Genomic DNA, 20,571 nt, shown 5'->3' on the forward strand with positions numbered 1-20,571 from the left:
GGGGCGGCCGGAGAATTCACGGCATGACGCTGCCCCTGCTCCTCCTCGACGTGGACGGACCGCTCAACCCCTACGCCGCGCCGAAGACCCGGCGGCCGGAGGGGTACGACACCCACCGCCTGCTCCCGACCTGGTGGGCGGACCGGCAGGCGCGCTACTCCGGCGCGCGGGCGAAGCCGCTGCGGGTGTGGCTGAACCCGGCGCACGGGCCGGAACTGCTCGGCCTGCCCTACGAACTGGTGTGGGCCACCGGCTGGATGGGCGAGGCGAACACCCACATCGGCCCGAACCTCGGCCTGCCCGAACTCCCCTACATCCAGTGGACGGACCTGTTCGGGGAGGACCCGGACGGCCTGCACTGGAAGACCCGGGACGTGGTCGCCTGGGCGGACGGCCGCCCGTTCGTCTGGGTGGACGACGAACTCGGCCCGCAGGACACCGCCTGGATAGCCGCCCACCACCCCGCCCCCGCGCTCACGTTCCACGTCAACCCCCGAATCGGCCTGCTGGCCGCCGACTTCGTGGCCCTGCGCGAATGGGCGGTCGCGGCATGAGGGTCGGGACGGTCGAACGGCTGCGGCGCTACCCGGTGAAGTCGCTGCTGGGGGAGGAGTTGGCGGCGGTCGGGGTGGACGGGCGCGGCCTGGAGCGGGACCGCGGCCGCGCCCTGCTCGACCTCGACACCGGGAAGGTCGCCAGCGCCAAGAACCCGCGGCTGTGGGCGGGCCTGCTCGGTTACACGGCGGCGACCGCGGCGGGCGGCGTGGTGATCACCGGCCCGGACGGGCGGTGCGTGGACGAGGAGGAGCTGTCGGCGGCGCTCGGCCGCAAGGTCGCCCTGATCGCCGAGCGCCCGCCCGGGGCGACGATCGAGCGGGCCGTGCCGGAGGAGGTGCTGGCGCACGGCATCGAGGCCGAAGTCGACGTCACCGTCAACGAGTTGGGCCGGGCCGCGCCGGACGGCGGCTTCTTCGACTTCGCCCCGCTGCACCTGGTCACCACCTCGACGCTGGCCGCGACCGGCGCCGAGGCGGAGCGCTACCGCCCAAACCTGGTGATCCGCACCGAGGGTGAAGGGTACGTCGAGAACGCGTGGGTGGGGCGGGAGTTGGCGATCGGGCCGGTGCTGCGGCTGCGCATCGTGGTGCCCACGCCGCGCTGCGCCGTCCCGACCCTGCGGCACGGCCCGCTGCCCCGGAGCACGTCCGCCCTGCGCGTCCCGGCCGAGCGGAACCGCCTGGTCCCGCTGGAGGGCATGCCCGCGCTGCCCTGTGCGGGGGTGTACGCGCAGGTGCTGGTGCCCGGCCGGGTCGCGGTGGGGGATGCGATCAGGCTGGGCTGAGGCGGGGCAGGGAGGGAGGCAGTGGGGTGAGAACGGCGGCGAGGGCGTCCAGGAAGCGGTCGGTGGTGGCCTCGTCCCGGACGGCGATCCGCAGCCACTCCTCGCCCAGCCCCGGGAAGGTGTCCCCGCGCCGGACGGCGAAGCCGCGCCCGCGAAGCCGCTCCCGGACGGCCGCCGCGTCCGGCAGCCGTACCAGGACGAAGGACGCGGCCGGCTCGCCGTACACCCGAAGAGTCGGGAAGGCGGCCAAGCCCTTCAGCAAGTACGTCCGCCACAAGGCCAGTTCGGCGGCGGCCTCCTCCGCCTCGGCCAGCGCGGCCGGGCCGCTGCACGCCTCGGCGGCGGCCAGCGCGGGGGTGGAGACCGGCCAGAGCGGCTGGGCGGCGCCGAGCGCGGCGATCAGCGGCGCGGGCCCGAGGACGTAGCCGATCCGCAGCCCGGCCAGGCCCCAGGTCTTGGTGAGGCTGCGCAGGACGACGACCTGGCCGGGCAGGTCCCGGGCCGGGGCGAGGGACTCGCGTTCGCCGGGCACGGTGTCCATGAACGCCTCGTCGACCACCAGGGTGCGTCCGGGGCGGGCGAGTGCGGCGACGGCGTCGGCGGGGTGCAGGACGGAGGTCGGGTTGGTGGGGTTGCCGAGGACGACCAGGTCGGCCTCCTCCGGGACGGCCCCCAGCCGGAACCCGTCCTCGGGGGACAGCAGTACCCGGTGCACCTGGTGCCCGGCGTCCCGCAGCGCCGCCTCGGGTTCGGTGAACTGCGGGTGCACCACGACGATATGACGTGCCGTCAGGACGCGGGCCAGCAGGACGAAGGCCTCCGCCGCCCCCGAGGTGAGCAGCACCTCGTCGGCGGGCCGCCGGTGCCGGGCGGCCACCGCCGCGCGGGCGGCGCCCTGGTCGGGGTAGGCGGAGAGGTCGCCGAGGGTGGCCGCGAGCCGGTCGCGCAGCCAGGCCGGGGGTGTGCCGGTGCGGACGTTGACGGCGAGGTCGACCAGGCCGGACCCGTCGGCGCGCACCTCGGCGTCGCCGTGGTGGCGCAGGTCGGGTTCGGGGGCGGTCACGCGGGGTCTCCTTGCGGGTGGGCGGGCACATCGGGGGCGAGCGGCTGGAGGGGCAGCCCCGGGACGCGGTGGACGTCGTACGCGCCCGGCGGCACGCGCAGCGCCGCGCCGTCGCCGAGGGCGACCAGCGCCACGGCGTGCCCGTGCGCGGCCAGGTCGACAGCCAGGTCAACAGCCATGTCGACAGCCAGGTCGACGGCCAGGTCGACGGCCGCGCCGGTGGCCGCTCCGGCGCCGTCGTCCGTCGCGATCCGCCTGGTCCCGGGCCGCAGCAGCTCGGCGACCGCCCCGACCGCGCCCGGCGCGCCCACGACCGCCGACGCGCGCCGCAGTTCCGCCAGCGCGCGCGGCACCAGCAGGTCGTGCGCGCCCGGTCCGAGTCCGACGACGGCGAGGCGTCCGCGGACCGCCGCCCGGGCGATCGCGACCGTCGCCGCGGCGGACTTCCGTTTGGTGGCGACGAGCTCGCCACCGGGGGCGCTCGCCAGGGCGGCCGCCTCGGCGACGCTCGCGGTGCCGACGGCGGCGCCGACCAGGTCCGACGGGTTCGGCACGGCCACCGCGGCCAGGTCCGCCGCCGGGTGCTCGTCCACCGGCACCCCGCCGAGGCAGAACGCGGCCCAGCGCACCTCCGGGTGGTCCGCCTTGCCGGCCACCGTCGCCAGCCGGGCGATCGAGGCGCGGGCCAGGCCGTGTTCGGCCAGGGTGTCCGTGATCAGCCGCATCAGCTCGGAGTCCGTGGCGCCGCCGCCCGCGCCGACCCCGACGACCAGGGTGCGCGGGTGTACGAGGAGCACGTCCTCGTCGGGGTGGGTGCGGTCGGTGACCCGCAGGACGGGGGCGTCGGCGGGCGCGTCGGCTCGGGCGGAGGGCGGCAGGGCGGGCAGCGGGTACGCCAGGTCGCTCTCCAGCCGGACCGGCCGGCCCTCGGCGAGCGCCCGCGAGGCCGCGGAGCCTCGCGGCCCGCGGGTGTACGTCGACGCGTGCCCGACCAGGTGCGCGAAGGGCCGGGCGGTGGCCGGGGGAGGGCTGCCGGTCAGGACGGCCCGGACGCCGAGCAGGGCGGCGAGTTCCTCGGCCAGTTCGTCGGCGCCGCTGTCGCGGCCGGTCAGCGGGACGGCGTAGCGCAGGTTCAGGTCCAGGCTGACCAGGCCGGGCCCGCCCGGGCGCAGGTGCGAGCCGTCGATCAGCAGTTGCGCGGTGGCCGCGACCGGCGCGAGGCAGACCACCAGGTCGTTGCGGCCGAGGGCGTAGTCCAGGGCCTCGGTCGGACCGAAGCAGGCACTGGCCACCGCGGTGTGGATGCGGGTGGTCTCCGGCCAGGCGGCGTGGATCTCGTCGGCCAGTAGGCGGCCCGTCCCGTTGAGGGCGACCAGTCCGATCACGTCCCGCTCCTTCACCCAAAGTCCCGCGAGCCCCGCGAGCCCGGTGATCCCCGCACACGAGCATCCGTGATCCCGCCACAAGGGCCCCCGTGATCCCACCACGCCCGGTCGGAACGGGTCAATCGGGGCGGCTGTGGCGTGGACCGCCAACGGGCGGCAGCTGTTCGCCTGTTCTTCACTTGTCTTGTGCGGTACACGACACGGCGCGATCCTACTGTTCTCGGCGCTCCAACCAGGCAGCCCCGACGCACGGAGGACCCGATGGCCTTCGCACGACTCCGCACCCCCGGAACCACGTCCCCCCGCCGCCCCTTCCGCCGCCCGCTCCGCCGGCCCCTCACCGCCCTCGCCGCCGGGCTCGGCCTCGTCGGCGGCTCGCTCGGCCTGTGGGCCGCCGGCGGCAGCGCGGCCGCCGACACCGCCGGCGGGCTGCCCTCGCCCGACCACGTGATCGTCGTGGTGATGGAGAACCACGCCTACTCGCAGGTCATCGGCAGCAGCTCCAGCGCGCCGTACATCAACAACACGCTGGTCGCCGGCGGCGCCACGCTCACCCAGTCCTTCGCGCTCACCCACCCCAGCCAGCCCAACTACTACATGCTGTTCTCCGGCAGCGCGCAGGGCGTCACCGACGACAGCTGCGTCGACGTCGGCGCCCTCCAGCAGCCCAACCTGGGCTCCGAACTGCTCGCCGCCGGCCAGACCTGGGCCAGCTACAACGAGGGCCTGCCCGCCCAGGGCGCCACCGACTGCCGCGTCGACAACTACGCGCAGAAGCACAACCCGTGGTTCGGCTTCGGCAACGTGCCCGCCTCCAGCGCCTACGGCATGGACGCCTTCCCGACCGACTACACCACCCTGCCCAAGGTCTCCTTCGTCATCCCGGACCTGTGCAACGACATGCACGACTGTTCCGTCGGCACCGGTGACACCTGGCTGCAGACCAACCTCGCCGCCTACGCCACCTGGGCCAAGAGCCACAACAGCCTGCTCGTGGTCACCTTCGACGAGGACAACCGCCTCGCCGGCAACCGCATCCCGACCGTCGTCTACGGCGCCCACGTCACCCCCGGCAGCAGCACCGGCACCACCTACAACCACTACAACGTGCTGCGCACCCTGGAGGACCTCGCCGGGCTCACCACCCACGCGGGCAACGCCGCCAACGCCACCGACATCACCGGCATCTGGAACTGACGCCCGTGTACGTCGCGGACTCCCGCAGCTCCAAGGCCCCCGCCGCCCCGGCCTCCGCAACGGAGCCGCCGGGGCGGCGCGGCGCCGCCCTGCGCGCCGTACCCGGGACGGTGCTCGCCCTCGGCGCCGTCAGCCTGGTCACCGACATCTCCTCCGAGATGGTCACCGCCGTCCTGCCGCTCTACCTGCTCACCGGCCTCGGCCTCTCCCCGCTCGGCTTCGGGCTGCTGGACGGCATCCAGAACGGGTTCAGCGCGCTCGTCCGCCTCGCTGGGGGCCACCTCGCCGACCGCCGCGGCCGCGACGGCGCCGCCCGCCACAAGGCCGTCGCGGCCGTCGGCTACGGCCTGTCCGCGCTCTGCAAACCGCTGCTGCTGCTCGTCCACACCGTGCCGCTGATCGGCGCCGTGATCGCCGTCGACCGCACCGGCAAGGGCCTGCGCACCGCACCCCGGGACGCGATGATCTCGCTCTCCACCGAACCCGCCCACCGCGGACGGGCGTTCGGCGTGCACCGGGCGATGGACACCGCCGGCGCCCTGCTCGGCCCGCTCACCGCCTTCCTCGTGCTGCGTCTGGCAGGCGGGCCGATGCTCGCCGACGGCGGCGAACGGCACGGCTACAACGCGGTGTTCACGGTCAGCGCGTGCGTCGCCGCCCTCGGCGTGCTGGTCCTGCTGCTGTTCGTGCCGAACCGGCCGTCGACCGACGATCCGTCAACTACCGCTCCATCGCTGCGCGACAGCCTCGCCCTGCTGCGGCTTCCCGGGCTGCGACGGCTCACGCTCTGCGCCGTCCTGCTCGGACTCACCACCGTCAGCGACTCCTTCCTCTACCTCCTCGTCCAGCGCCGGCTCGGCCTCTCCGTCGACCTGTTCCCGCTGCTGCCGCTCGGCACCGCCGCCGCCTTCCTGCTGCTCGCCGTCCCGCTCGGCGCCCTCGCCGACCGGATCGGCCGCCGCCGGCTCTTCCTCGGCGGGCACGTGCTGCTGCTGCTCGCGTACGGGCTGCTGCTCTCACCGGCCGGCGGCCCGGCGGTGGCCGTCTGCGTCCTCGTGCTGCACGGCGCCTTCTACGCGGCCACCGACGGCGTGCTCGCCGCCGCCGCGGCCGACGCCGTCCCGGCCGGGCAGCGCGGCGCCGGGCTCGCCCTGGTCGGCACCGGGCAGGCGCTCGCCCGGTTCGCCTGCTCGCTGCTGTTCGGCGCGCTGTGGAGCGCGGTCGGCGGCACCGGCGCGCTCGGCTGGTCGGCGGGGGCGCTCGCGCTCTGCGTGCTCGGCGCGGCCGCCGTCCTGCGTGAACCCGCCGCCACCACCGTCGAGGAGAGCCCGTGAACCGACTCCAGAACCGGACCAGGGTGATCATCCTCCTGGTCGCCGTCCTGCTGCTCGGCGCCGTCGGCACCGGGGCCGTCCTCCACGCCGCCGACCGCACCGCCCGGCGCGACCAGGCCCAGCCCGGCGGCCCCGCCGTCACCGAGGGCGCCGTCACCCTGCAAAAGCCCTCCGAGGGGCGGAAACTGGTCTTCCGCAACATGGCCTGGGGCCCGCACCGCGACGAACTCACCGCCGTCCCCGCCGACCGCCCGGACGGCCCGCGCACCGCCTCCGGCGTCCAGTGCCTGCGCTTCTACGCCGCCGCCGGCACCGGCATCTGCCTCCAGGCCCAGCACGGCGCCCTGGAGGACACCTACCGCGCCGTCGTCCTCGACGACCACCTGCGCGAACGGCGCTCCTACCCGGCGGCCGGCATCCCCACCCGCTCCCGGGTCTCCCCGTCCGGGCACCTCGCCGCCTGGACGGTCTTCGTCAGCGGCGACTCCTACGCGGGCACCGACTTCTCCACCCGCACCTCCATCGTCGACGTCCGCGACTGGAACCTCCGGGACAACCTGGAGACCTTCGACGTGATCAAGGACGGCCACCCCTACCAGGCCCACGACATCAACATCTGGGGCGTGACCTTCGCCGACGACAACACCTTCTACGCGACCCTCGCCACCGGCGGCCACACCCACCTCGTCCGCGGCGACCTCGCCGCCCACACCCTCACCACCCTGCACGAGAACGTCGAGTGCCCCTCGCTCTCCCCGGACGGCACCCGCATCGCCTACAAGAAGCGCGTCCCCGGCCTGTCCCCCGACGCCCCCTGGCGCCTGTACGTCCTCGACCTCGCCACCATGACCGAGACCGCCACCGCCGAACAGCGCAACATCGACGACCAGGCCGTCTGGTCGGACACCGGTACCCTCCTCTACGCTCTGCCCGGCGACTACGGCGCCGACCTGTGGACCGTCCCCGCCGACGGCGGCGGCGCCCCCCGGCGGGTCACCCAGGCCGCGGTCGCCCCCGCCTACCTGGGCTGAGGAACTCTCGGCTACGGTCCCTCGTCGAGCACAATGACGTCCTGATCGAACGGGGGAACGACAAACGTGGACGGCATCCCGCCCGAGCGCGCGGTCACCGACTCCTGGCCGGCCCTGCACGGCCGACCCGTCCTGCGGCGCACCGTCGCCGTCGGACTGGTCCTCTGCGTGTCCGTCGCGGCCGCCCTCGTGGTGCGCGGCGTCAACTCGCTCACCGCCGGCCGCGTCGGCCGCGAGACCGACCGCGACCGCGCCGAACTCCTCGCCGGCCTCCACCCCTCCCAGCACCCCGGCGTCGGCCGCTCCTACGTCCCCGTCGGCGCCATCTACACCCACACCCCCGACGGCGCCCCCATCGCGTACCTGCACTACCGCGTCGCGGGCAAGGACGTCGGCCTCGGCGACTTCCTGCGCGCCTACGACCTCCCGGCCCCTGGCCCCACCGCCCCCCTCCCCGCCGACCTCACCGCCGCCCTCGGCGGCGACGGCCCGGCCGAGGCCCCCGAACTCCCCCCGGACCCTGAGCCCACCCCGTCACCCACCCCCGACGCCACCACCGCAGACCCGGCGCCCCCGGCACCCGCAGCACCCCCCGGCCTCCAGGCCGCCGACCCCGAGGCCGAACCCGACCCCGACGCCGACCCCACCCCGGACCTCGACGACGACACCCCCGAGCCCACCCCCTCCGTCACCCTCCCCCCGACCCCAACCCCCACTCCGACGCCCACCCCCACCCCTTTCCTCACCCCCACCCCGCCCCCCACCCACCCCCAGACCACCCGCCGCATCTACGTCGCCACCATCCCCGGCGCCGCCCCGGGCGCCGCCGACATCTACATCCGCGCCACCGGCTGAGGGCGCGCCACGGCACCGCAGCTCAGGCCACGTCCCGGTCGATGGTGAACGCCATGACGCTCCCCGGCTGGAGCGGGAAGGGCAACTGGATCAGCCCCGCCGTGTTGTTGAACGGAGCGGGGAAGGTGGCCCGGACACTGGCGCCGTGGGCCGCCCCGAGCGCGCTGATCTCCGAGGCGTTCACGCTCAGGCGGGTAGGTTTGAGAGCAGGGTCGATGGTGAGCCGGTACTCGGCATCGGTGACGTGGCGGAACACCTGAGCCTGGATGCGGACCCGGCGATCGTTGCCCACGAACTTGCGTGCCGTGATGCTCAGCTCGACGAGATGGCCCACGGTGACCTGGGCGTCGCGGGGCACCGAGAAGTGGTCGATCCGGGCTCGCCCGCCGGCGACGGTCTCATGCGTCGAGGGTTTGCGTTCCAGGTCCCGGTTGTCTACCCGGACCGCTCCGATGGTGAAGACCTCGGGATCGTCCGGGTCCAGGTTGTCGTCGATCATCCACCGGAGCAGGCACTCCGGCCCGGTGAATCCGTCCAGGCCGGCATCGTCGTTGGAGGCGAGACAAGCGATGGTCACCGTTTTGGGGAGGACGTCGATCCGGTAGGAGATCCGGAAGCTCTGGTAGAGGTAGTCGGGGTGGGCGTCGCCTGCCGGCGCAGGTGAGAGCAGGCAGTCGTAGCGGTAGGCGGACAGCGCGCCGGAGAACAGCGGATCGCGTACCGGGCCGAGGACGTCCTGCATGCCGCGAAGGACGGCGCTGTCCACCTGCTCCGTGGTCTCCCGCACGGTGAGGGATCCGATGGCCAGGGTCACGGCTGCAGCCGAGACGAAGGCGCCGCCGATGAGGCTGAGAACGGTGGCGACGACCTGCTGGTGGGTCAGCAGCGCGGCCGCCACCACACACGCCAGTCCCGTGGTGAGGGCGAGGATGTTGACGAGCGCCAGGATCTTGCGCAGTTGTCGCTCTCGAGACACGGCCATGCGGCACCCCCGTGGGCGACGTCAGAGCGCCGCACCGTCTGCGATGATCCGGACGATCCGCTCGGAGACTTCCCCGATCTCCTGCGCCGTACGAACGTTATCGGACTGATTGTTCGTCAGGAACACCATGGCGATGGGGGTGGTTGGGTGGAGGACGATGCCCGCATCGTTGACGATGCCGCGCAGGCTGCCGGTCTTGTGCCGCACCGGGACATCGTCGTCCAGCCGGGACGGAATCCTGTCGTTCCTCAAGTAGTTGACCAGGTATCGGCGGATCGGCTCCAGATGCGGCGCCCGGTCGATGTGCTCGACCAACCGCAGCATGTCCTCGGCGGTGGTGGTGTTGGCGCGTCCGAGGGGGCCGAGTTCACGCTCGGAGAACCCTGCCGGGAAGAGGGTCGCGTGCAGCCCGAGTGTCTTGATCGTGGAGTCGATCCGGTCCTGCCCCAGCACCGCGCGAAGGTGCTCGGCGGCTGGATTGTCACTGGTCACCAGGGTGAAACCGCACAACTCCCGTACGGTGACGGTCGAATCAGGGTCGAGGGCCTGGAGCACGCTCGGGTACATGGTGCCGGGAAGGGATCCGATGCGGACCCGGGCGTCCAGGTCGACTTCACCGCGCTCGGCCCACTCGAAGAGCGCGACCCCCAGGATCATCTTCGCCAGGCTCGCGGCGGGTAGCACGAGGTCCGCATGGTGGGCGACGGTGAGCTGCGGGTTGCCGAGTGTCTTGACCAGGACGCTGCGTACGCCCGCGTCGGCACCCTGGGTGAACTCCTCGATCTGTGCGGCGATCGCAGTGCGCACGCCGTCGGAATCGACCATCAGGCCATCCCATTCCTCTCGCGCCAGTTGGTTCAGGCTAACCGTCGTCTACCCGCCTGGGGGCGTCACACGCCACGCGCGAAGGTCGAACCGGTCTGGCCGGCAGTGCAGTTGGTGGGAGTGCGCTGGCCGCTGACGAGCCGGAGCCCCGCCGGTGGGGCTCGGCGGGGCTGCGGTGTGTTGCTGTGTTGGTGGGTGGGGGCGGGGGTGGGGTCAGGCGGGTAGGCCGGGGACGGTGGTGATGGTGACGGGGTGGCCCATGGTGGTGATGCGCCAGGTGGCGAGGGCCTGGTAGGCGGGGGAGTGGTACCAGCCGTCGGCGTCGGCCGCGGTGGGGAATTCGAGGATGGCGGTCTTGGTGTAGGCGGTCTCGCCTTCCAGGCGGGCCGGGGTGTCGAAGGCGAGCAGGCGGCCCTGGTAGGGCTCCATGGTGGCGCCGACGTTGGCGAGGTAGTGGCCGAGGGCGGCGTCCGGGGTGTGGTCGGTGCGGGTGATGAGGACGTAGTGCATGGTGTGTTCCTTGTCCGGGCGGTCGGTGGTCAGCGGGTGGCCGGGGCGAGCGTGGGGGCGTTGGGGACGGTGGCGGTGGCGGTGGCGGTGGCGGTGGCGGTGGCGGGGTCGGGGTCGGGAGCGGGAGTGGGCTTTCGGGTGGGGGCCTGGCCGGCGAGCATGGCGCCGAGGGCGAGCAGCAGGCCGAGGAGTTGCCAGCGGGTGAGGGTCTGGCCGAGGACGACGAGGCCGCCCACGGTCGCGACGACCGGGTTGATCAGGCCGAGGAAGGAGGCCGGTCCGGCGCCGAGGCGGTCGATGCCGCGGAACCAGAGGACGTAGCCGAGCGCGGTGCTGAACAGCCCGAGGTAGGCGAACCCGGCGAGGTTGGCGCCGCTGAGTGCGGGCGGCGCGCCTTCGACGGCGGCCGCGAGCGGGACGAGGAACAGTGATCCGGCGAGCAGCTGCCAGGCCGTCAGGTCGAGCAGGGTGGCCCCTTCCGGGCGGCCCCAGCGGCGGGTGAGGACGGTGCCCGTGGCCATCAGTGCGATCGCGCCGACCATGGCGGCGATCCCGGTGCCGTCCAGTCGTGCGCCGCTCTTCAGTACCAGTAGGGCGACGCCGCCGACGCCGGCGAGCCCTGCGAGCAGTGCCCGCCGTCCGGGCCGTACGCCGAGGACGCCGATCGAGAGGCCGGTCACGAGCAGCGGCTGGATCGCGCCGATGGTGGCGGCGACGCCGCCGGGCAGGCGGTAGGCGCCGACGAAGGTGAGCGGGAAGAACAGCCCGATGTTGAGCATCCCGAGCACGGCTGCGCGCCCCCACCAGCGCCCCTTGGGCAGTTTGCGGCCGATGAGCAGGAGGAGCAGTCCGGCCGGGAGGGCCCGCAGGGCGGCGAGCAGCAGCGGACGGCCTTCGGGCAGGAGCTGTGTGGTGACCAGGTAGGTCGTGCCCCAGGCCGCCGGGGCGAGTGCCGCCGTGACGGCCACTCCTGCGCGTGTTCCACCCATGACATCCCCCTCAACGTTGATTATCTGAACGTTGAGATAATTAGTACGCCCCTGGGTGAGTGAACGTCAAGTATGTGAATGTTAAGATAGTTGCCTGCCAGTCCAGCCGTGAGCCGCGGCGAGCGGCAACCGAGGAGGCGTCAGGCCATGCAGCAGCGCGACACCGTCGACGAGATCGTCGAGCAGTGGACCAGGACCCGACCCGACCTGAACACCGAGGCCATCGGCCTGATCGGCCGGCTGCGACGCCTCAACGTCCGCGTCGACGGCGCCCTGCGCGAGTACTTCGGCTCCTGCGGCCTGGACTCCTCCGAGTTCGACGTCCTGGCCACCCTGCGCCGCTCCGGCGAACCCTACGAGCTCAACGCCCGCGCCCTCCTCAAGGCCGCCATGGTCACCTCCGGCGCCATCACCAACCGGGTTGACCGTCTCTCCGCCAAGGGCCTGGTCGAACGCAACCCCTGCCCCGACGACCGCCGCGCCGTGCTGGTCCGCCTCACCCCGGCTGGCAAGGACCTCATCGACGCGGCGCTGGCCGGCCACGTCCGCAACGAGGAGCACATCCTCGCGGGCCTCGACGCCGACGAGCGCGCCCAACTCGACACCCTGCTGCGCAAGCTCCTCATCGCGCACGGCGACACCGAGCCCCTGCTGGGCTGAGCGCGGCCCCGGCGTCTGTGCCTGAACCGCCGCGCGGCCCGGCGCTTCGGCGTACGTTGGGGGGCCGGGGCGGGCCCCGCGGTGACGGTCGGTTCGGGCGTGCGCGGGCGGCGGCAGCGGCAGGTGGCCGTAGTGGTCGGGCAGTTCGCGTGTCCACGGCCTCCCCGGTGGCGTTAACCCGGCGGGAACCGCACCGGAGGAGGAGCCCATGAAGGACAAGACCCCCAGGGACATCGCCGTCGACGACCAGCTGCGGGCGGCAGGGGCGGAGGGGGCCCAGTGGCTCAGTGCCGCCGGGTGGGGGCCGCCGGTGACGGTCCCGGTGCAGAAGGCCGCCAGGTGGCAGCAGGAGACCAGGGCCCGGATGCTGGCGGCGCAGGTGGACGAGTCCTGCACGTGGTGCGTCCATCTGCTCGACGGAGGCCCCCAGCCCGTGGTCGTCCACGCCGAGCACCCGACCCACCTGCTCTGCCGCGCCTGCTCCATCGCCGCCCGCCCCCGCCGCGCCTGCCTGGACTGTGGCGGACCGGCCGCCTCCGCCTCCCCGGCGGACGGCCGCGAGGACGTCTTCATGGGCCCGGTGGCGATCTACACCCGCCTCCGCTGCGCCACCTGCCACCGCGCCGACCGCCCCGACCCCCTGACCGGCACCTTCGGCAACGGCCCGTCCTGAGACGGGCGAGGCGCGGCCGGGCGGCCCGTGCGATTGACTTCGGAACGTATTCCGAACTAGCGTCGAGCCATGTCGACTCTCACCGTGTCGTTCTCCGATCTTTCGAAGAACTCCAAGCGCGTCGCGGACAGTGTGGAGCGAGTCCAGCGCGTGCACGTCACGCGCCGCGACGGGGAGGACCTGTACCTCACCACCGAGCGTCACGACCGTCAGCGCGAGCAGACCGCGGATGTCGCCGCTCGCCTGTTCGCCGCGTTGATCAGCAGCGATGAGGGCACGCAGGCGGTGCTCCTGGCCCTCCCCGCCGTCTTCCCCTGGGTCCGGCACCTGTCGGCCGCGGAGGTGCGCGAGTTCGTCGTCGACCTCGTGGACGCGACGCGCGATGCCGTGGACCTGGACGTGCACGCCAATCTGCACCGGGTGATAGTCGAGTGGCGCGCCACCGCGAGAGTGCTGGCGGACCCGGAGCTGGCGGCAGAGCTCGCCAGGCCCCTGCCCGGCGACGATCACGGCGAGGTGATCGAGCCGTGAGCCCGAAGCGCGGTGATGATGTGCCGCCCCCGCCCGTCGGGACGGAGTGGCGGCTGCGATTCGGTACGACGGAGGCTGCCAAGGGGTGGGGAGAGCTGTGTGCGGAGGCGGCCGGGAACGCCCGCCGCTGTTTCGAGGCGCTCCGGGTGAACCCCCTGTCCACGGGGGATCCGGATCGGCAGCACCGGCTGCGGGGCCGGCTGGCCGCCCGCGTGTTCGGGGGCGTCGAGCTGCCGCAGTGGGAGTACGAGGTGACCGCCGGCGGCCGGGTGCGGTACGTGGTGGACGAGGCGGCCCGCGTCGTCCACCTCGTCTATGCCTCGCCCAGGCACCCGAAGGACACCGAGGCGTAGCGGACAGGCGTCCGGCCCTCAGGCCCTGCCGACGCAGGGCCGGGTGGCCCGCCGAGGGGGGTTACGGTGACGCGGGCTTGCCGGGGGTTGTCTGGTGGGCGGCTGCGGCGGAGGCGAAGGAGGTGGCCAGGGACGGGGCTCCGGCCCAGTGCAGGTGCAGGTAGGAGGCGTGGACGTGGCTGCCCGCGAAGCCCTCGGTGCGGGGGCCGGTGGGCAGGCGCCAGCCCCAGGCGGGGTGTTCGCCCGCGCCCGGTTCGCAGACCGTGCGGTGGAACTCGTGGCCGCGTACCCGGGTGCCGGTCCGGGCGAGCGGGGAGTCGTGCAGGGCGACGGCCTCCCGGTAGCCGAGGGTGAGCCGTTCGGTCATCCGGGCGCCGGTGTCCAGTACGCCGCACATCGGCAGGCCGTCCAACTCGCGCCCCAGGTAGAGCAGTCCGGCGCATTCGGCGGCGATCGGGCCGCCGCCGGCGGCGAACGCCGCGATGGCCCCGCGCAGTGCCGTGTTGCCGCTCAGCTCCCGGACGTACAGCTCGGGGAAGCCGCCGCCGATCACCAGGCCGGCCGTGCCGTCGGGCAGTGCCGTGGCGTGCAGCGGGTCGAAGGGGACGACCTCGGCGCCTGCGGCGGTGAGGAGTTCGGCGTTCTCGGCGTACGAGAAGGAGAACGCGGCGCCGCCCGCGACCGCGATCCGCGGCGTGCCGGCCACCGGGTCGACCTCGGCCGACGGGCTCCACGGTTCGGCGGTCAACTCCGGTGCCGTCCGGGCGAGTTCGAGCAGGGCGTCCAAGTCGACCGAGGCGGCGACGAGTTCACCCATGTCGGCGACGGCACGCAGGGCCTCCGCCGAGCGCTCCACGGCCGGGATCAGCCCGAGGTGGCGCGACGGCGTGGCGACGGTCGTGGAGCGGCGCAGCGCGCCCAGCACGGGCACGCCCGAGCCCTCCTCCAGGGCCTCGCGCAGGAGTTGCTCGTGCCGGTCGGAGGCGACCCGGTTGAGGATCACCCCGGCGAGGCGCACCTCCGGGTCCCAGGAGGCGAAGCCGTGCACCAGCGCGGCCACCGACCGGGACTGCGAGGAGCCGTCCACCACCAGCACCACGGGCGCCCGCAGCAGCTTGGCGACGTGCGCGGTGGAGGCCAGCTCCCCCCGCCCGGAGGCCCCGTCGAACAGGCCCATGACCCCCTCGACCACCGCGACGTCCGCTCCCGCCGCGCCGTGCAGGAAGAGCGGGGCGATCCTCTCCGGGCCGCACAGAAAGGCGTCCAGGTTGCGGCCCGGGCGCCCGGCGGCGAGCGCGTGGTAGCCCGGGTCGATGTAGTCGGGGCCGACCTTGTGCGGGGACACCGCCAGCCCGCGCGCGGCGAGCGCCGCGATCAGGCCGGTGGCGACGGTGGTCTTGCCGGCGCCCGAGGAGGGTGCGGCGATGACGAGGCGGGGGATGGCGGCCAACGGCCTGCCGGCAGTGCTCAACGGTCTACCACTCGATACCGCGCTGGCCCTTGCGGCCGGCGTCCATGGGGTGCTTGACCTTGGTCATCTCGGTGACCAGGTCGGCGAATTCGGTCAGCGGTTCGGGTGCGTACCGGCCGGTGATGACGACGTGCTGGCTGCCCGGGCGGTCCTTGAGCACCGACACGACCTCCTCCGGGTCGACCCAGCCCCAGTGCATGGGGTAGGTGAACTCGTCCAGCACGTAGAAGCGGTAGGTCTCGGCCGCCAGGTCGCGCTTGACCTGCTCCCAGCCCTCCTTGGCGGCCGCCTCGCTGTCCATCTCCATCTCGCTGGAGCGCTGGATCCACGACCAGCCGGAGCCCATCTTGTGCCAGTCGACCGTGCCGCCCTCGCCGGAGGCGCCGAGCACGCGCAGCGCGTTCTCCTCGCCGACCTTCCACTTGGCGGACTTCACGAACTGGAACACCCCGACGGGCCAGCCCTGGTTCCAGGCCCGCAGCGCCATGCCGAACGCGGCCGTTGACTTGCCCTTGCCGGGGCCGGTGTGCACGGCGGTGATCGGCTGCGTGCGGCGCTGACGGGTCGTCAGGCCGTCGGCGGGGACGCTCTCGGGGACACCCTTGGGCATGTCGGCTCAGGCCGCCTTTCGCATGGTGGTGGCACGGTTCTCACGACGGTTCTCATGGCGGCTGTCGCGCCGGCCGTCGTGGCGGTTCTCGCGGACGAGCGAGGCGACGCCCTCGGGGCGCAGCTCGTCCAGGCTGACGGCGGTGCCGCCGAGCAGTCCGGCCAGGGTGCGGGCGAGGCCGAGCCGGACGGGGCCGGACTCGCAGTCCAGCACCACGCTGGCGGTGCCCTGCGCGGCGAACAGTCCAGCCGCGCGCTGCGACCGGGCGAGCGCGTCCCGCCCGCCGGTGGCCCGGCCGTCGGTCACCACGACCAGCAGCGGGCGGCGGCTCGGGTCGCGCAGCCGCTCCACCCGCAGGACCTCGTGCGCGCGCAGCAGGCCGGCGGCCAGCGGGGTGCGGCCGCCGGTGGGCAGCGACTCCAGCCGGGCCGCGCCGACCTCCACGGACGAGGTCGGCGGCAGCGCCAGTTCGGCGTCCGCGCCCCGGAAGGTGATCATGCCGATCTTGTCGCGCCGCTGGTAGGCGTCCATCAGCAGGGACAGCACGGCGCCCTTGACGGCGGTCATCCGCTGCCGGGCGGCCATCGAGCCGGAGGCGTCGACGACGAACAGCACCAGGTTGGACTCCCGCCCCTGGCGGACCTGTTCGCGGAAGTCGTCCTTGCGCAGCACCAGCGCCCGGCCGGCCCGCCCGCGCGCCGCCTGGTGCGGCGCGGCGGCCTGCAAGGTGGCGGTCAGGTGCAGGCGGCTGAGCGTGCCCTGGGGGCGCCGGGCGCGCACGGTGTGCCCGCCGGTGGTCTCGGCGGGGGAGCGGCGGCCCTGGGCGCCGTGGCCGGTGCCCTGCACGGTGAACAGCTTGGTCCGGTACGGGTCGCCAGCCGCGACCGGCGCCGACTCCCGGGCGGGGGCGGGGTGTTGGGCCGGTACGGGCTGCTGGAGCGGCTCGTCCGGCTCGGCGGCCGATGCCTGCGGGCCGGAGGTGGGCTCGGGGGCTCCGCCGCCGTCCGGGCCGCCGCCGGGGCCGCCGTCCGGGCCGGGACCGTCGTCCTCGGGGCCGTCGCCCTCGCCGTCCCCGTCGCCCTCGGTCTCTCCTGAGCCTCCGAGCTCCCCGGACCCCTCGGGCTCCGAGGGCTCGGAGGGCTCCGATGGCTGCGCGGGCTCCTCCGGCTGCGCGTGCTCCTCCAGCGTCCGGTCGAGCTGCTCCTCGTCCAGCCCCGGCGCGTCGAAGGGGTTGCGGCGGCGCCGGTGCGGCAGCGCCAGCTGGGCGGCCTTGCGGACGTCCTCCTCCAGCACCTCGGTCCGCCCGTCCCAGGCGGCGAGCGCGACGGCGGTGCGGGCCATCACGATGTCGGCGCGCAGCCCGTCCACCTCGAACGCTGCGCACACGGCGGTGATCTGACGTAGCGCCATATCCGTCAGCTCCACCTTGGGCAGCAACTCCCGGGCGGCGGTGATGCGTTCGGCGAGCGCCTGCTCGTCCGCGGCGAACCGCGCGGCGAAGCCGGCCGGGTCGGCGTCGTAGCCGAGCCGGCGGCGGACCACCTCGGCGCGCTCGGCCGGGTCCCGGGTGGCGGCGATCTCGACGGTCAGGCCGAACCGGTCGAGCAGCTGCGGCCGCAGCTCGCCCTCCTCGGGGTTCATCGTGCCGACCAGCAGGAAGCGGGCGGCGTGCCGCACCGACACGCCCTCGCGCTCGACGTACGAGCGGCCCATCGCGGCGGCGTCCAGCAGCAGGTCCACGACGTGGTCCTGGAGCAGGTTCACCTCGTCGATGTAGAGCACGCCGCGGTGCGCCTTGGCGAGCAGCCCCGGCTCGTACGCCTTGACGCCCTCGGCGAGCGCCCGTTCCAGGTCGAGCGAGCCGACGATCCGGTCCTCGGCCACGCCGACCGGCAACTCGACCAGCTGGGCGGGGCGTTCGGATGCGGAGGGGCGGTCGTGCGGCCCGTCCGGGCACTGCGGGTCCGGCGCGGACGGGTCGCAGGCGAACCGGCAGCCGTCGACGGCCGCGAGGGTCGGCAGCAGGCCGGCCAGCGCGCGCACCATGGTCGACTTCGCGGTGCCCTTCTCGCCGCGCACCAGCACGCCGCCCACGGCTGGCGAGACCGCGTTGAGCAGCAGGCCGAGCCGCAGGTCGGGCATGCCGACGATCGCGGTGAACGGATAGCGGACGTCACTCATGCATACTCCCCAGGTGCCCCGGGCGCCAGGAACGGCAGCGATCCGGCCGCCGGCACCCCGCCCTCGATCAGCTTCCACAGCGCGTCGGTGTCCGCGTGCTCCTCGATCAGGTCGCCCAGCCGGTCCAGCCGGGCCTCGCGCGCCTCGGCGAACGAGGTGTCCGGCGCCGGCACGAACGCCCGGCCCGCCAACGCGGCGACCTCGCGCAGGAGTTCACGACGGAAGCCGTCGTTCTCCAGCGCGCCGTGCCAGGTCGTGCCCCACACCGGGCCGACCCGGCAGCCGTCCAGGCCGTGCCCGTCGTCATCGGAGAAGAACGGCTCGCCCCCCTCCACGGCCACCACCCCGTGGTGGATCTCGTACCCCTCGACCCGCTGCCCGTACGCCGTGCCGACCGGGCGCGCCAGCACCTTCTCGGCGCCGAACCGCACGTGCGTCGGCAGCAGGCCCAGGCCCTCGACCGAGCCGGCCCCGGACTCCACCTCGTCCTCGATCCCGCGCGCCAGCATCTGGTAGCCGCCGCACACCCCGAGGACCGGCAGCCCGGCCGCCGTCCGCGCCTTCAGCGCCGGCTCCAGGCCGCGTTCGCGCAGCCAGGCCAGGTCGGCCACGGTGGCCCGGGTGCCGGGCAGCACCACCAGGTCGGCGTCGGCCAGTTCCTCCGGCCGGGTCACCCAGCGCACCAGCACGCCGGGCTCCTGCGCCAGGGCGTCCAGGTCGGTGAAGTTCGACAGCCGGGGGAAGCGCACCACGGCCACCCGCAGTACGTCCGCCCCGAGCGGGCCGCGGCCGTCGACCCGGTCCACCACCGTGGACAGGTCCAGCGAGTCCTCGGCGTCCAGCCACAGGCCCGGCAGCATCGGCAGGGTGCCGAGCACCGGACGGCCGGTCAGCCCGTGCAGCATGTCCAGGCCGGGCGCCAGCAGCCGCGCGTCGCCGCGGAACTTGTTGACGAACCAGCCCGCCACGTGCCGCTGGTCCTGCGCCGACAGCAGCGCCAGCGTCCCGTACATCGCCGCGAAGACGCCGCCGCGGTCGATGTCCCCGACCACCACCACCGGCAGCCCGGCGGCCGTCGCCAGGCCCATGTTGGCGATGTCCCGGTCCCGCAGGTTGATCTCGGCGGGCGAACCGGCGCCCTCGCAGACCACCACCTCGTAGCGGCGGCGCAGATCCGCCAGGCACTCCAACGACCGTTCCAGCAGGACGGGCTTGCGCTCGCGGTAGTCCAGCGCGCCCACCTCGGCGACCGGCCGGCCCAGCAGCACCACCTGGCTGCGGCCGTCCGCGCCCGGTTTCAGCAGCACCGGGTTCATCGCCGCCTCCGGCTCCACCCGGGCCGCCTGCGCCTGCATCGCCTGCGCCCGGCCGATCTCGGCGCCGTCGGCGGTGACGAAGGAGTTCAGCGACATGTTCTGCGCCTTGAACGGCGCGACCCGCACCCCCTGCCGGGCCAGCCAGCGGCAGATGCCCGCGGTCACCACACTCTTGCCCGCGTCCGAGGTCGTCCCGGCGACCAGCAGTGCGTTGCTCATGCCCTTCCCCTCCACCGTGTCGTCAGCAAGCGCAGCGCGACGTGCCCCGCGACCGTCGTACCCAGGGCCAGCGCGCCCACCCGCCGGGAGAGCACGCAGGCCCGCTCGATGTCGTCCACCGTCACCGGGCGCAACTCCGCGCCCAGCACCGGCCGGTGCTCCACCCGCTCCCCGTACTGGAGGGTCCCGCCCAGCCGGACGCCCACCGCGCCCGCGAAGGCCGCCTCCGCCTGGCCCGCGTTCGGGCTCGGGTGCGCCGAACCGTCCCGCCGCCAGACCCGCCAGGCCGTTTTCGGCTGCGGCGCGGCGGCCACCGTGAGCAGCGCCGTCAGCCGGGCGCCCGGCCAGCCCGCCACGTCGTCGAGCCGGGCCGAGGCCCAGCCGAACCGGGCGTACCGCGGCGAGCGGTGGCCGACCATCGCGTCCAGCGTGTTCACCGCGCGGAACGCCAGCAGCCCCGGCGTGCCCGCCAGCGTGCCCCAGACCAGCGCGTTCACCACGGCGTCCGCCGTGTTCTCGGCCACCGACTCGACCACCGCGCGGGCGATCTGCGGCCCGTCCAGCGCGCTCGGATCCCGCCCGCACAGGTGCGGCAGCCGTTCCCGCGCGGCCGTCAGGTCGCCCGTGGCCAGCGACCGGCCGATGGTGCGCGCCTCCCGGGTCAGCGAGGTGCCGCCCAGCACCGTCCAGGTCGCGGCGGCCGCCAGCGCGGCCCGGCCCAGCGGACGCCGGCCCACCGTACGGTCCAGGGCCACCGCGCCGGCCGCGACCGCGCCCACGCACATCGCCGTGTACCCGGCGCCGGCCACCCGGTCGTCCTGCCACACCCGCCGCTCCAGCCGGGTCGCCGCGCCGCCGAAGACGGCCACCGGGTGGCCGCGCCGGGGGTCGGCGAAGCGGGCGTCCGCGGCGAAGCCCGCGGCGGCGCCGAGCGCGAACGCGGCGGCGCGGGTCAGCGGGCGCACGGCGGGTTCGGCGGAAGGCCGCGTCGGGTCCGGCGGGTCGGGGCAGCCTGCATCGCGTGCGTGTCCTCACTCAGGGTCC

At 74.4% G+C, this 20,571-nt stretch carries 21 protein-coding genes; 10 read left to right on the plus strand and 11 right to left on the minus strand.

Features of this window, described 5'->3' with window-relative positions; all coding sequences use genetic code 11:
* Nucleotides 1-23 precede the first annotated feature (23 nt).
* A complete protein-coding gene (locus tag ACFVHI_RS05935) occupies nucleotides 24-554 on the plus strand; it encodes a hypothetical protein (protein ID WP_380336171.1) in 531 nt (176 codons plus the stop codon).
* Complete coding sequence (locus tag ACFVHI_RS05940; RefSeq protein ID WP_063349571.1) at nucleotides 551-1,342, plus strand: MOSC domain-containing protein; 792 nt, start codon at nucleotides 551-553, stop codon at nucleotides 1,340-1,342. Before ACFVHI_RS05935 ends, ACFVHI_RS05940 begins: the two co-directional genes overlap by 4 nt.
* On the opposite strand, the gene cobC is transcribed toward ACFVHI_RS05940, so the two are convergent.
* Both cobC and ACFVHI_RS05950 read right to left on the minus strand, forming a co-directional pair.
* On the minus strand, nucleotides 1,329-2,405 hold the full coding sequence (gene cobC / locus ACFVHI_RS05945) for an Rv2231c family pyridoxal phosphate-dependent protein CobC (protein ID WP_380336174.1): 1,077 nt from the start codon (nucleotides 2,403-2,405) through the stop codon (nucleotides 1,329-1,331). The two genes, ACFVHI_RS05940 and cobC, sit on opposite strands and share 14 nt — an antisense overlap.
* Nucleotides 2,402-3,790 carry a cobalamin biosynthesis protein gene (locus ACFVHI_RS05950; RefSeq protein WP_380336177.1) on the minus strand — a complete coding sequence of 463 codons (1,389 nt, stop codon included), beginning with the start codon at nucleotides 3,788-3,790 and terminating at the stop codon, nucleotides 2,402-2,404. Before ACFVHI_RS05950 ends, cobC begins: the two co-directional genes overlap by 4 nt.
* Before the next feature lie 261 nt (nucleotides 3,791-4,051).
* Between ACFVHI_RS05950 and ACFVHI_RS05955 the strand changes: the two genes are divergently transcribed.
* From ACFVHI_RS05955 to ACFVHI_RS05970, 4 genes are all read left to right on the plus strand, one after another.
* On the plus strand, nucleotides 4,052-4,987 hold the full coding sequence (locus ACFVHI_RS05955) for an alkaline phosphatase family protein (protein ID WP_063349574.1): 936 nt from the start codon (nucleotides 4,052-4,054) through the stop codon (nucleotides 4,985-4,987).
* A gap of 5 nt (nucleotides 4,988-4,992) precedes the next feature.
* Nucleotides 4,993-6,321, plus strand: coding sequence for an MFS transporter (locus ACFVHI_RS05960; protein WP_380336180.1), 1,329 nt, complete (start codon nucleotides 4,993-4,995; stop codon nucleotides 6,319-6,321).
* A complete protein-coding gene (locus ACFVHI_RS05965) occupies nucleotides 6,318-7,352 on the plus strand; it encodes a hypothetical protein (protein WP_063349576.1) in 1,035 nt (344 codons plus the stop codon). Before ACFVHI_RS05960 ends, ACFVHI_RS05965 begins: the two co-directional genes overlap by 4 nt.
* A gap of 66 nt (nucleotides 7,353-7,418) precedes the next feature.
* On the plus strand, nucleotides 7,419-8,207 hold the full coding sequence (locus ACFVHI_RS05970) for a hypothetical protein (RefSeq protein WP_380336183.1): 789 nt from the start codon (nucleotides 7,419-7,421) through the stop codon (nucleotides 8,205-8,207).
* Between the two features lie 22 nt (nucleotides 8,208-8,229).
* Here ACFVHI_RS05970 and ACFVHI_RS05975 read toward each other — a convergent pair whose 3' ends face one another.
* The 4 genes from ACFVHI_RS05975 to ACFVHI_RS05990 form a co-directional block, all read right to left on the minus strand.
* Nucleotides 8,230-9,189: a hypothetical protein gene (locus ACFVHI_RS05975; protein ID WP_380336186.1), complete on the minus strand. Its 960-nt coding sequence runs from the start codon at nucleotides 9,187-9,189 to the stop codon at nucleotides 8,230-8,232.
* Between the two features lie 21 nt (nucleotides 9,190-9,210).
* Nucleotides 9,211-10,014: a serine hydrolase gene (locus tag ACFVHI_RS05980; RefSeq protein ID WP_380336189.1), complete on the minus strand. Its 804-nt coding sequence runs from the start codon at nucleotides 10,012-10,014 to the stop codon at nucleotides 9,211-9,213.
* 213 nt (nucleotides 10,015-10,227) lie between these two features.
* Nucleotides 10,228-10,524 (minus strand): DUF1330 domain-containing protein, encoded by a 297-nt coding sequence (locus tag ACFVHI_RS05985; protein WP_380336192.1) that lies wholly within the window; start codon nucleotides 10,522-10,524, stop codon nucleotides 10,228-10,230.
* Between the two features lie 29 nt (nucleotides 10,525-10,553).
* Nucleotides 10,554-11,513 (minus strand): EamA family transporter, encoded by a 960-nt coding sequence (locus ACFVHI_RS05990; RefSeq protein WP_380336195.1) that lies wholly within the window; start codon nucleotides 11,511-11,513, stop codon nucleotides 10,554-10,556.
* 147 nt (nucleotides 11,514-11,660) lie between these two features.
* On the opposite strand from ACFVHI_RS05990, the gene ACFVHI_RS05995 reads away from it, so the two are divergent.
* The 4 genes from ACFVHI_RS05995 (at nucleotide 11,661) to ACFVHI_RS06010 (ending at nucleotide 13,730) form a co-directional block, all read left to right on the plus strand.
* Nucleotides 11,661-12,173, plus strand: a complete 513-nt coding sequence (locus ACFVHI_RS05995) for a MarR family winged helix-turn-helix transcriptional regulator (protein WP_380336198.1) — start codon at nucleotides 11,661-11,663, stop codon at nucleotides 12,171-12,173.
* A gap of 208 nt (nucleotides 12,174-12,381) precedes the next feature.
* Complete coding sequence (locus tag ACFVHI_RS06000; RefSeq protein WP_380336201.1) at nucleotides 12,382-12,846, plus strand: hypothetical protein; 465 nt, start codon at nucleotides 12,382-12,384, stop codon at nucleotides 12,844-12,846.
* A 69-nt stretch (nucleotides 12,847-12,915) separates the two neighbouring features.
* Nucleotides 12,916-13,377 carry a hypothetical protein gene (locus ACFVHI_RS06005; RefSeq protein ID WP_063349582.1) on the plus strand — a complete coding sequence of 154 codons (462 nt, stop codon included), beginning with the start codon at nucleotides 12,916-12,918 and terminating at the stop codon, nucleotides 13,375-13,377.
* 146 nt (nucleotides 13,378-13,523) lie between these two features.
* Complete coding sequence (locus tag ACFVHI_RS06010; protein ID WP_380336204.1) at nucleotides 13,524-13,730, plus strand: hypothetical protein; 207 nt, start codon at nucleotides 13,524-13,526, stop codon at nucleotides 13,728-13,730.
* Nucleotides 13,731-13,791: 61 nt separating this feature from the next.
* On the opposite strand, the gene ACFVHI_RS06015 is transcribed toward ACFVHI_RS06010, so the two are convergent.
* From ACFVHI_RS06015 to ACFVHI_RS06035, 5 genes are read right to left on the minus strand one after another with little or no spacing between them, the layout of a single operon-like run.
* Nucleotides 13,792-15,180: a cobyrinate a,c-diamide synthase gene (locus ACFVHI_RS06015; RefSeq protein ID WP_380336304.1), complete on the minus strand. Its 1,389-nt coding sequence runs from the start codon at nucleotides 15,178-15,180 to the stop codon at nucleotides 13,792-13,794.
* Nucleotides 15,181-15,205: 25 nt separating this feature from the next.
* Nucleotides 15,206-15,811: a cob(I)yrinic acid a,c-diamide adenosyltransferase gene (gene cobO, locus ACFVHI_RS06020; RefSeq protein ID WP_380336207.1), complete on the minus strand. Its 606-nt coding sequence runs from the start codon at nucleotides 15,809-15,811 to the stop codon at nucleotides 15,206-15,208.
* Nucleotides 15,812-15,817: 6 nt separating this feature from the next.
* Complete coding sequence (locus ACFVHI_RS06025; RefSeq protein ID WP_380336210.1) at nucleotides 15,818-17,992, minus strand: putative cobaltochelatase; 2,175 nt, start codon at nucleotides 17,990-17,992, stop codon at nucleotides 15,818-15,820.
* Nucleotides 17,989-19,527 (minus strand): cobyric acid synthase, encoded by a 1,539-nt coding sequence (locus ACFVHI_RS06030; RefSeq protein ID WP_380336213.1) that lies wholly within the window; start codon nucleotides 19,525-19,527, stop codon nucleotides 17,989-17,991. The genes ACFVHI_RS06025 and ACFVHI_RS06030 overlap by 4 nt, the downstream gene beginning before the upstream one ends.
* Nucleotides 19,524-20,492 carry a cobalamin biosynthesis protein gene (locus tag ACFVHI_RS06035; protein WP_380336216.1) on the minus strand — a complete coding sequence of 323 codons (969 nt, stop codon included), beginning with the start codon at nucleotides 20,490-20,492 and terminating at the stop codon, nucleotides 19,524-19,526. Before ACFVHI_RS06035 ends, ACFVHI_RS06030 begins: the two co-directional genes overlap by 4 nt.
* Between the last annotated feature and the right edge of the window lie 79 nt (nucleotides 20,493-20,571).

Origin of the sequence: Kitasatospora sp. NPDC127121 (assembly GCF_042677305.1) — a bacterium.
In the GTDB taxonomy this organism is placed as follows: Bacteria; Actinomycetota; Actinomycetes; order Streptomycetales; family Streptomycetaceae; genus Kitasatospora.

Excerpts from the sequence above, each read along its gene's own strand:
- ACFVHI_RS05935 (WP_380336171.1), top strand. The coding sequence starts at position 24 with ATGACGCTGCCCCTGCTCCTCCTCGACGTGGACGGACCGCTCAACCCC.
- ACFVHI_RS05940 (WP_063349571.1), top strand. The coding sequence starts at position 551 with ATGAGGGTCGGGACGGTCGAACGGCTGCGGCGCTACCCGGTGAAGTCG.
- ACFVHI_RS05955 (WP_063349574.1), top strand. The coding sequence starts at position 4,052 with ATGGCCTTCGCACGACTCCGCACCCCCGGAACCACGTCCCCCCGCCGC.
- ACFVHI_RS05975 (WP_380336186.1), bottom strand. The coding sequence starts at position 9,189 with ATGGCCGTGTCTCGAGAGCGACAACTGCGCAAGATCCTGGCGCTCGTC.
- ACFVHI_RS05980 (WP_380336189.1), bottom strand. The coding sequence starts at position 10,014 with ATGGTCGATTCCGACGGCGTGCGCACTGCGATCGCCGCACAGATCGAG.
- ACFVHI_RS05985 (WP_380336192.1), bottom strand. The coding sequence starts at position 10,524 with ATGCACTACGTCCTCATCACCCGCACCGACCACACCCCGGACGCCGCC.
- ACFVHI_RS05990 (WP_380336195.1), bottom strand. The coding sequence starts at position 11,513 with ATGGGTGGAACACGCGCAGGAGTGGCCGTCACGGCGGCACTCGCCCCG.
- ACFVHI_RS05995 (WP_380336198.1), top strand. The coding sequence starts at position 11,661 with ATGCAGCAGCGCGACACCGTCGACGAGATCGTCGAGCAGTGGACCAGG.
- ACFVHI_RS06000 (WP_380336201.1), top strand. The coding sequence starts at position 12,382 with ATGAAGGACAAGACCCCCAGGGACATCGCCGTCGACGACCAGCTGCGG.
- ACFVHI_RS06005 (WP_063349582.1), top strand. The coding sequence starts at position 12,916 with ATGTCGACTCTCACCGTGTCGTTCTCCGATCTTTCGAAGAACTCCAAG.
- cobO (WP_380336207.1), bottom strand. The coding sequence starts at position 15,811 with ATGCCCAAGGGTGTCCCCGAGAGCGTCCCCGCCGACGGCCTGACGACC.
- ACFVHI_RS06025 (WP_380336210.1), bottom strand. The coding sequence starts at position 17,992 with ATGAGTGACGTCCGCTATCCGTTCACCGCGATCGTCGGCATGCCCGAC.
- ACFVHI_RS06030 (WP_380336213.1), bottom strand. The coding sequence starts at position 19,527 with ATGAGCAACGCACTGCTGGTCGCCGGGACGACCTCGGACGCGGGCAAG.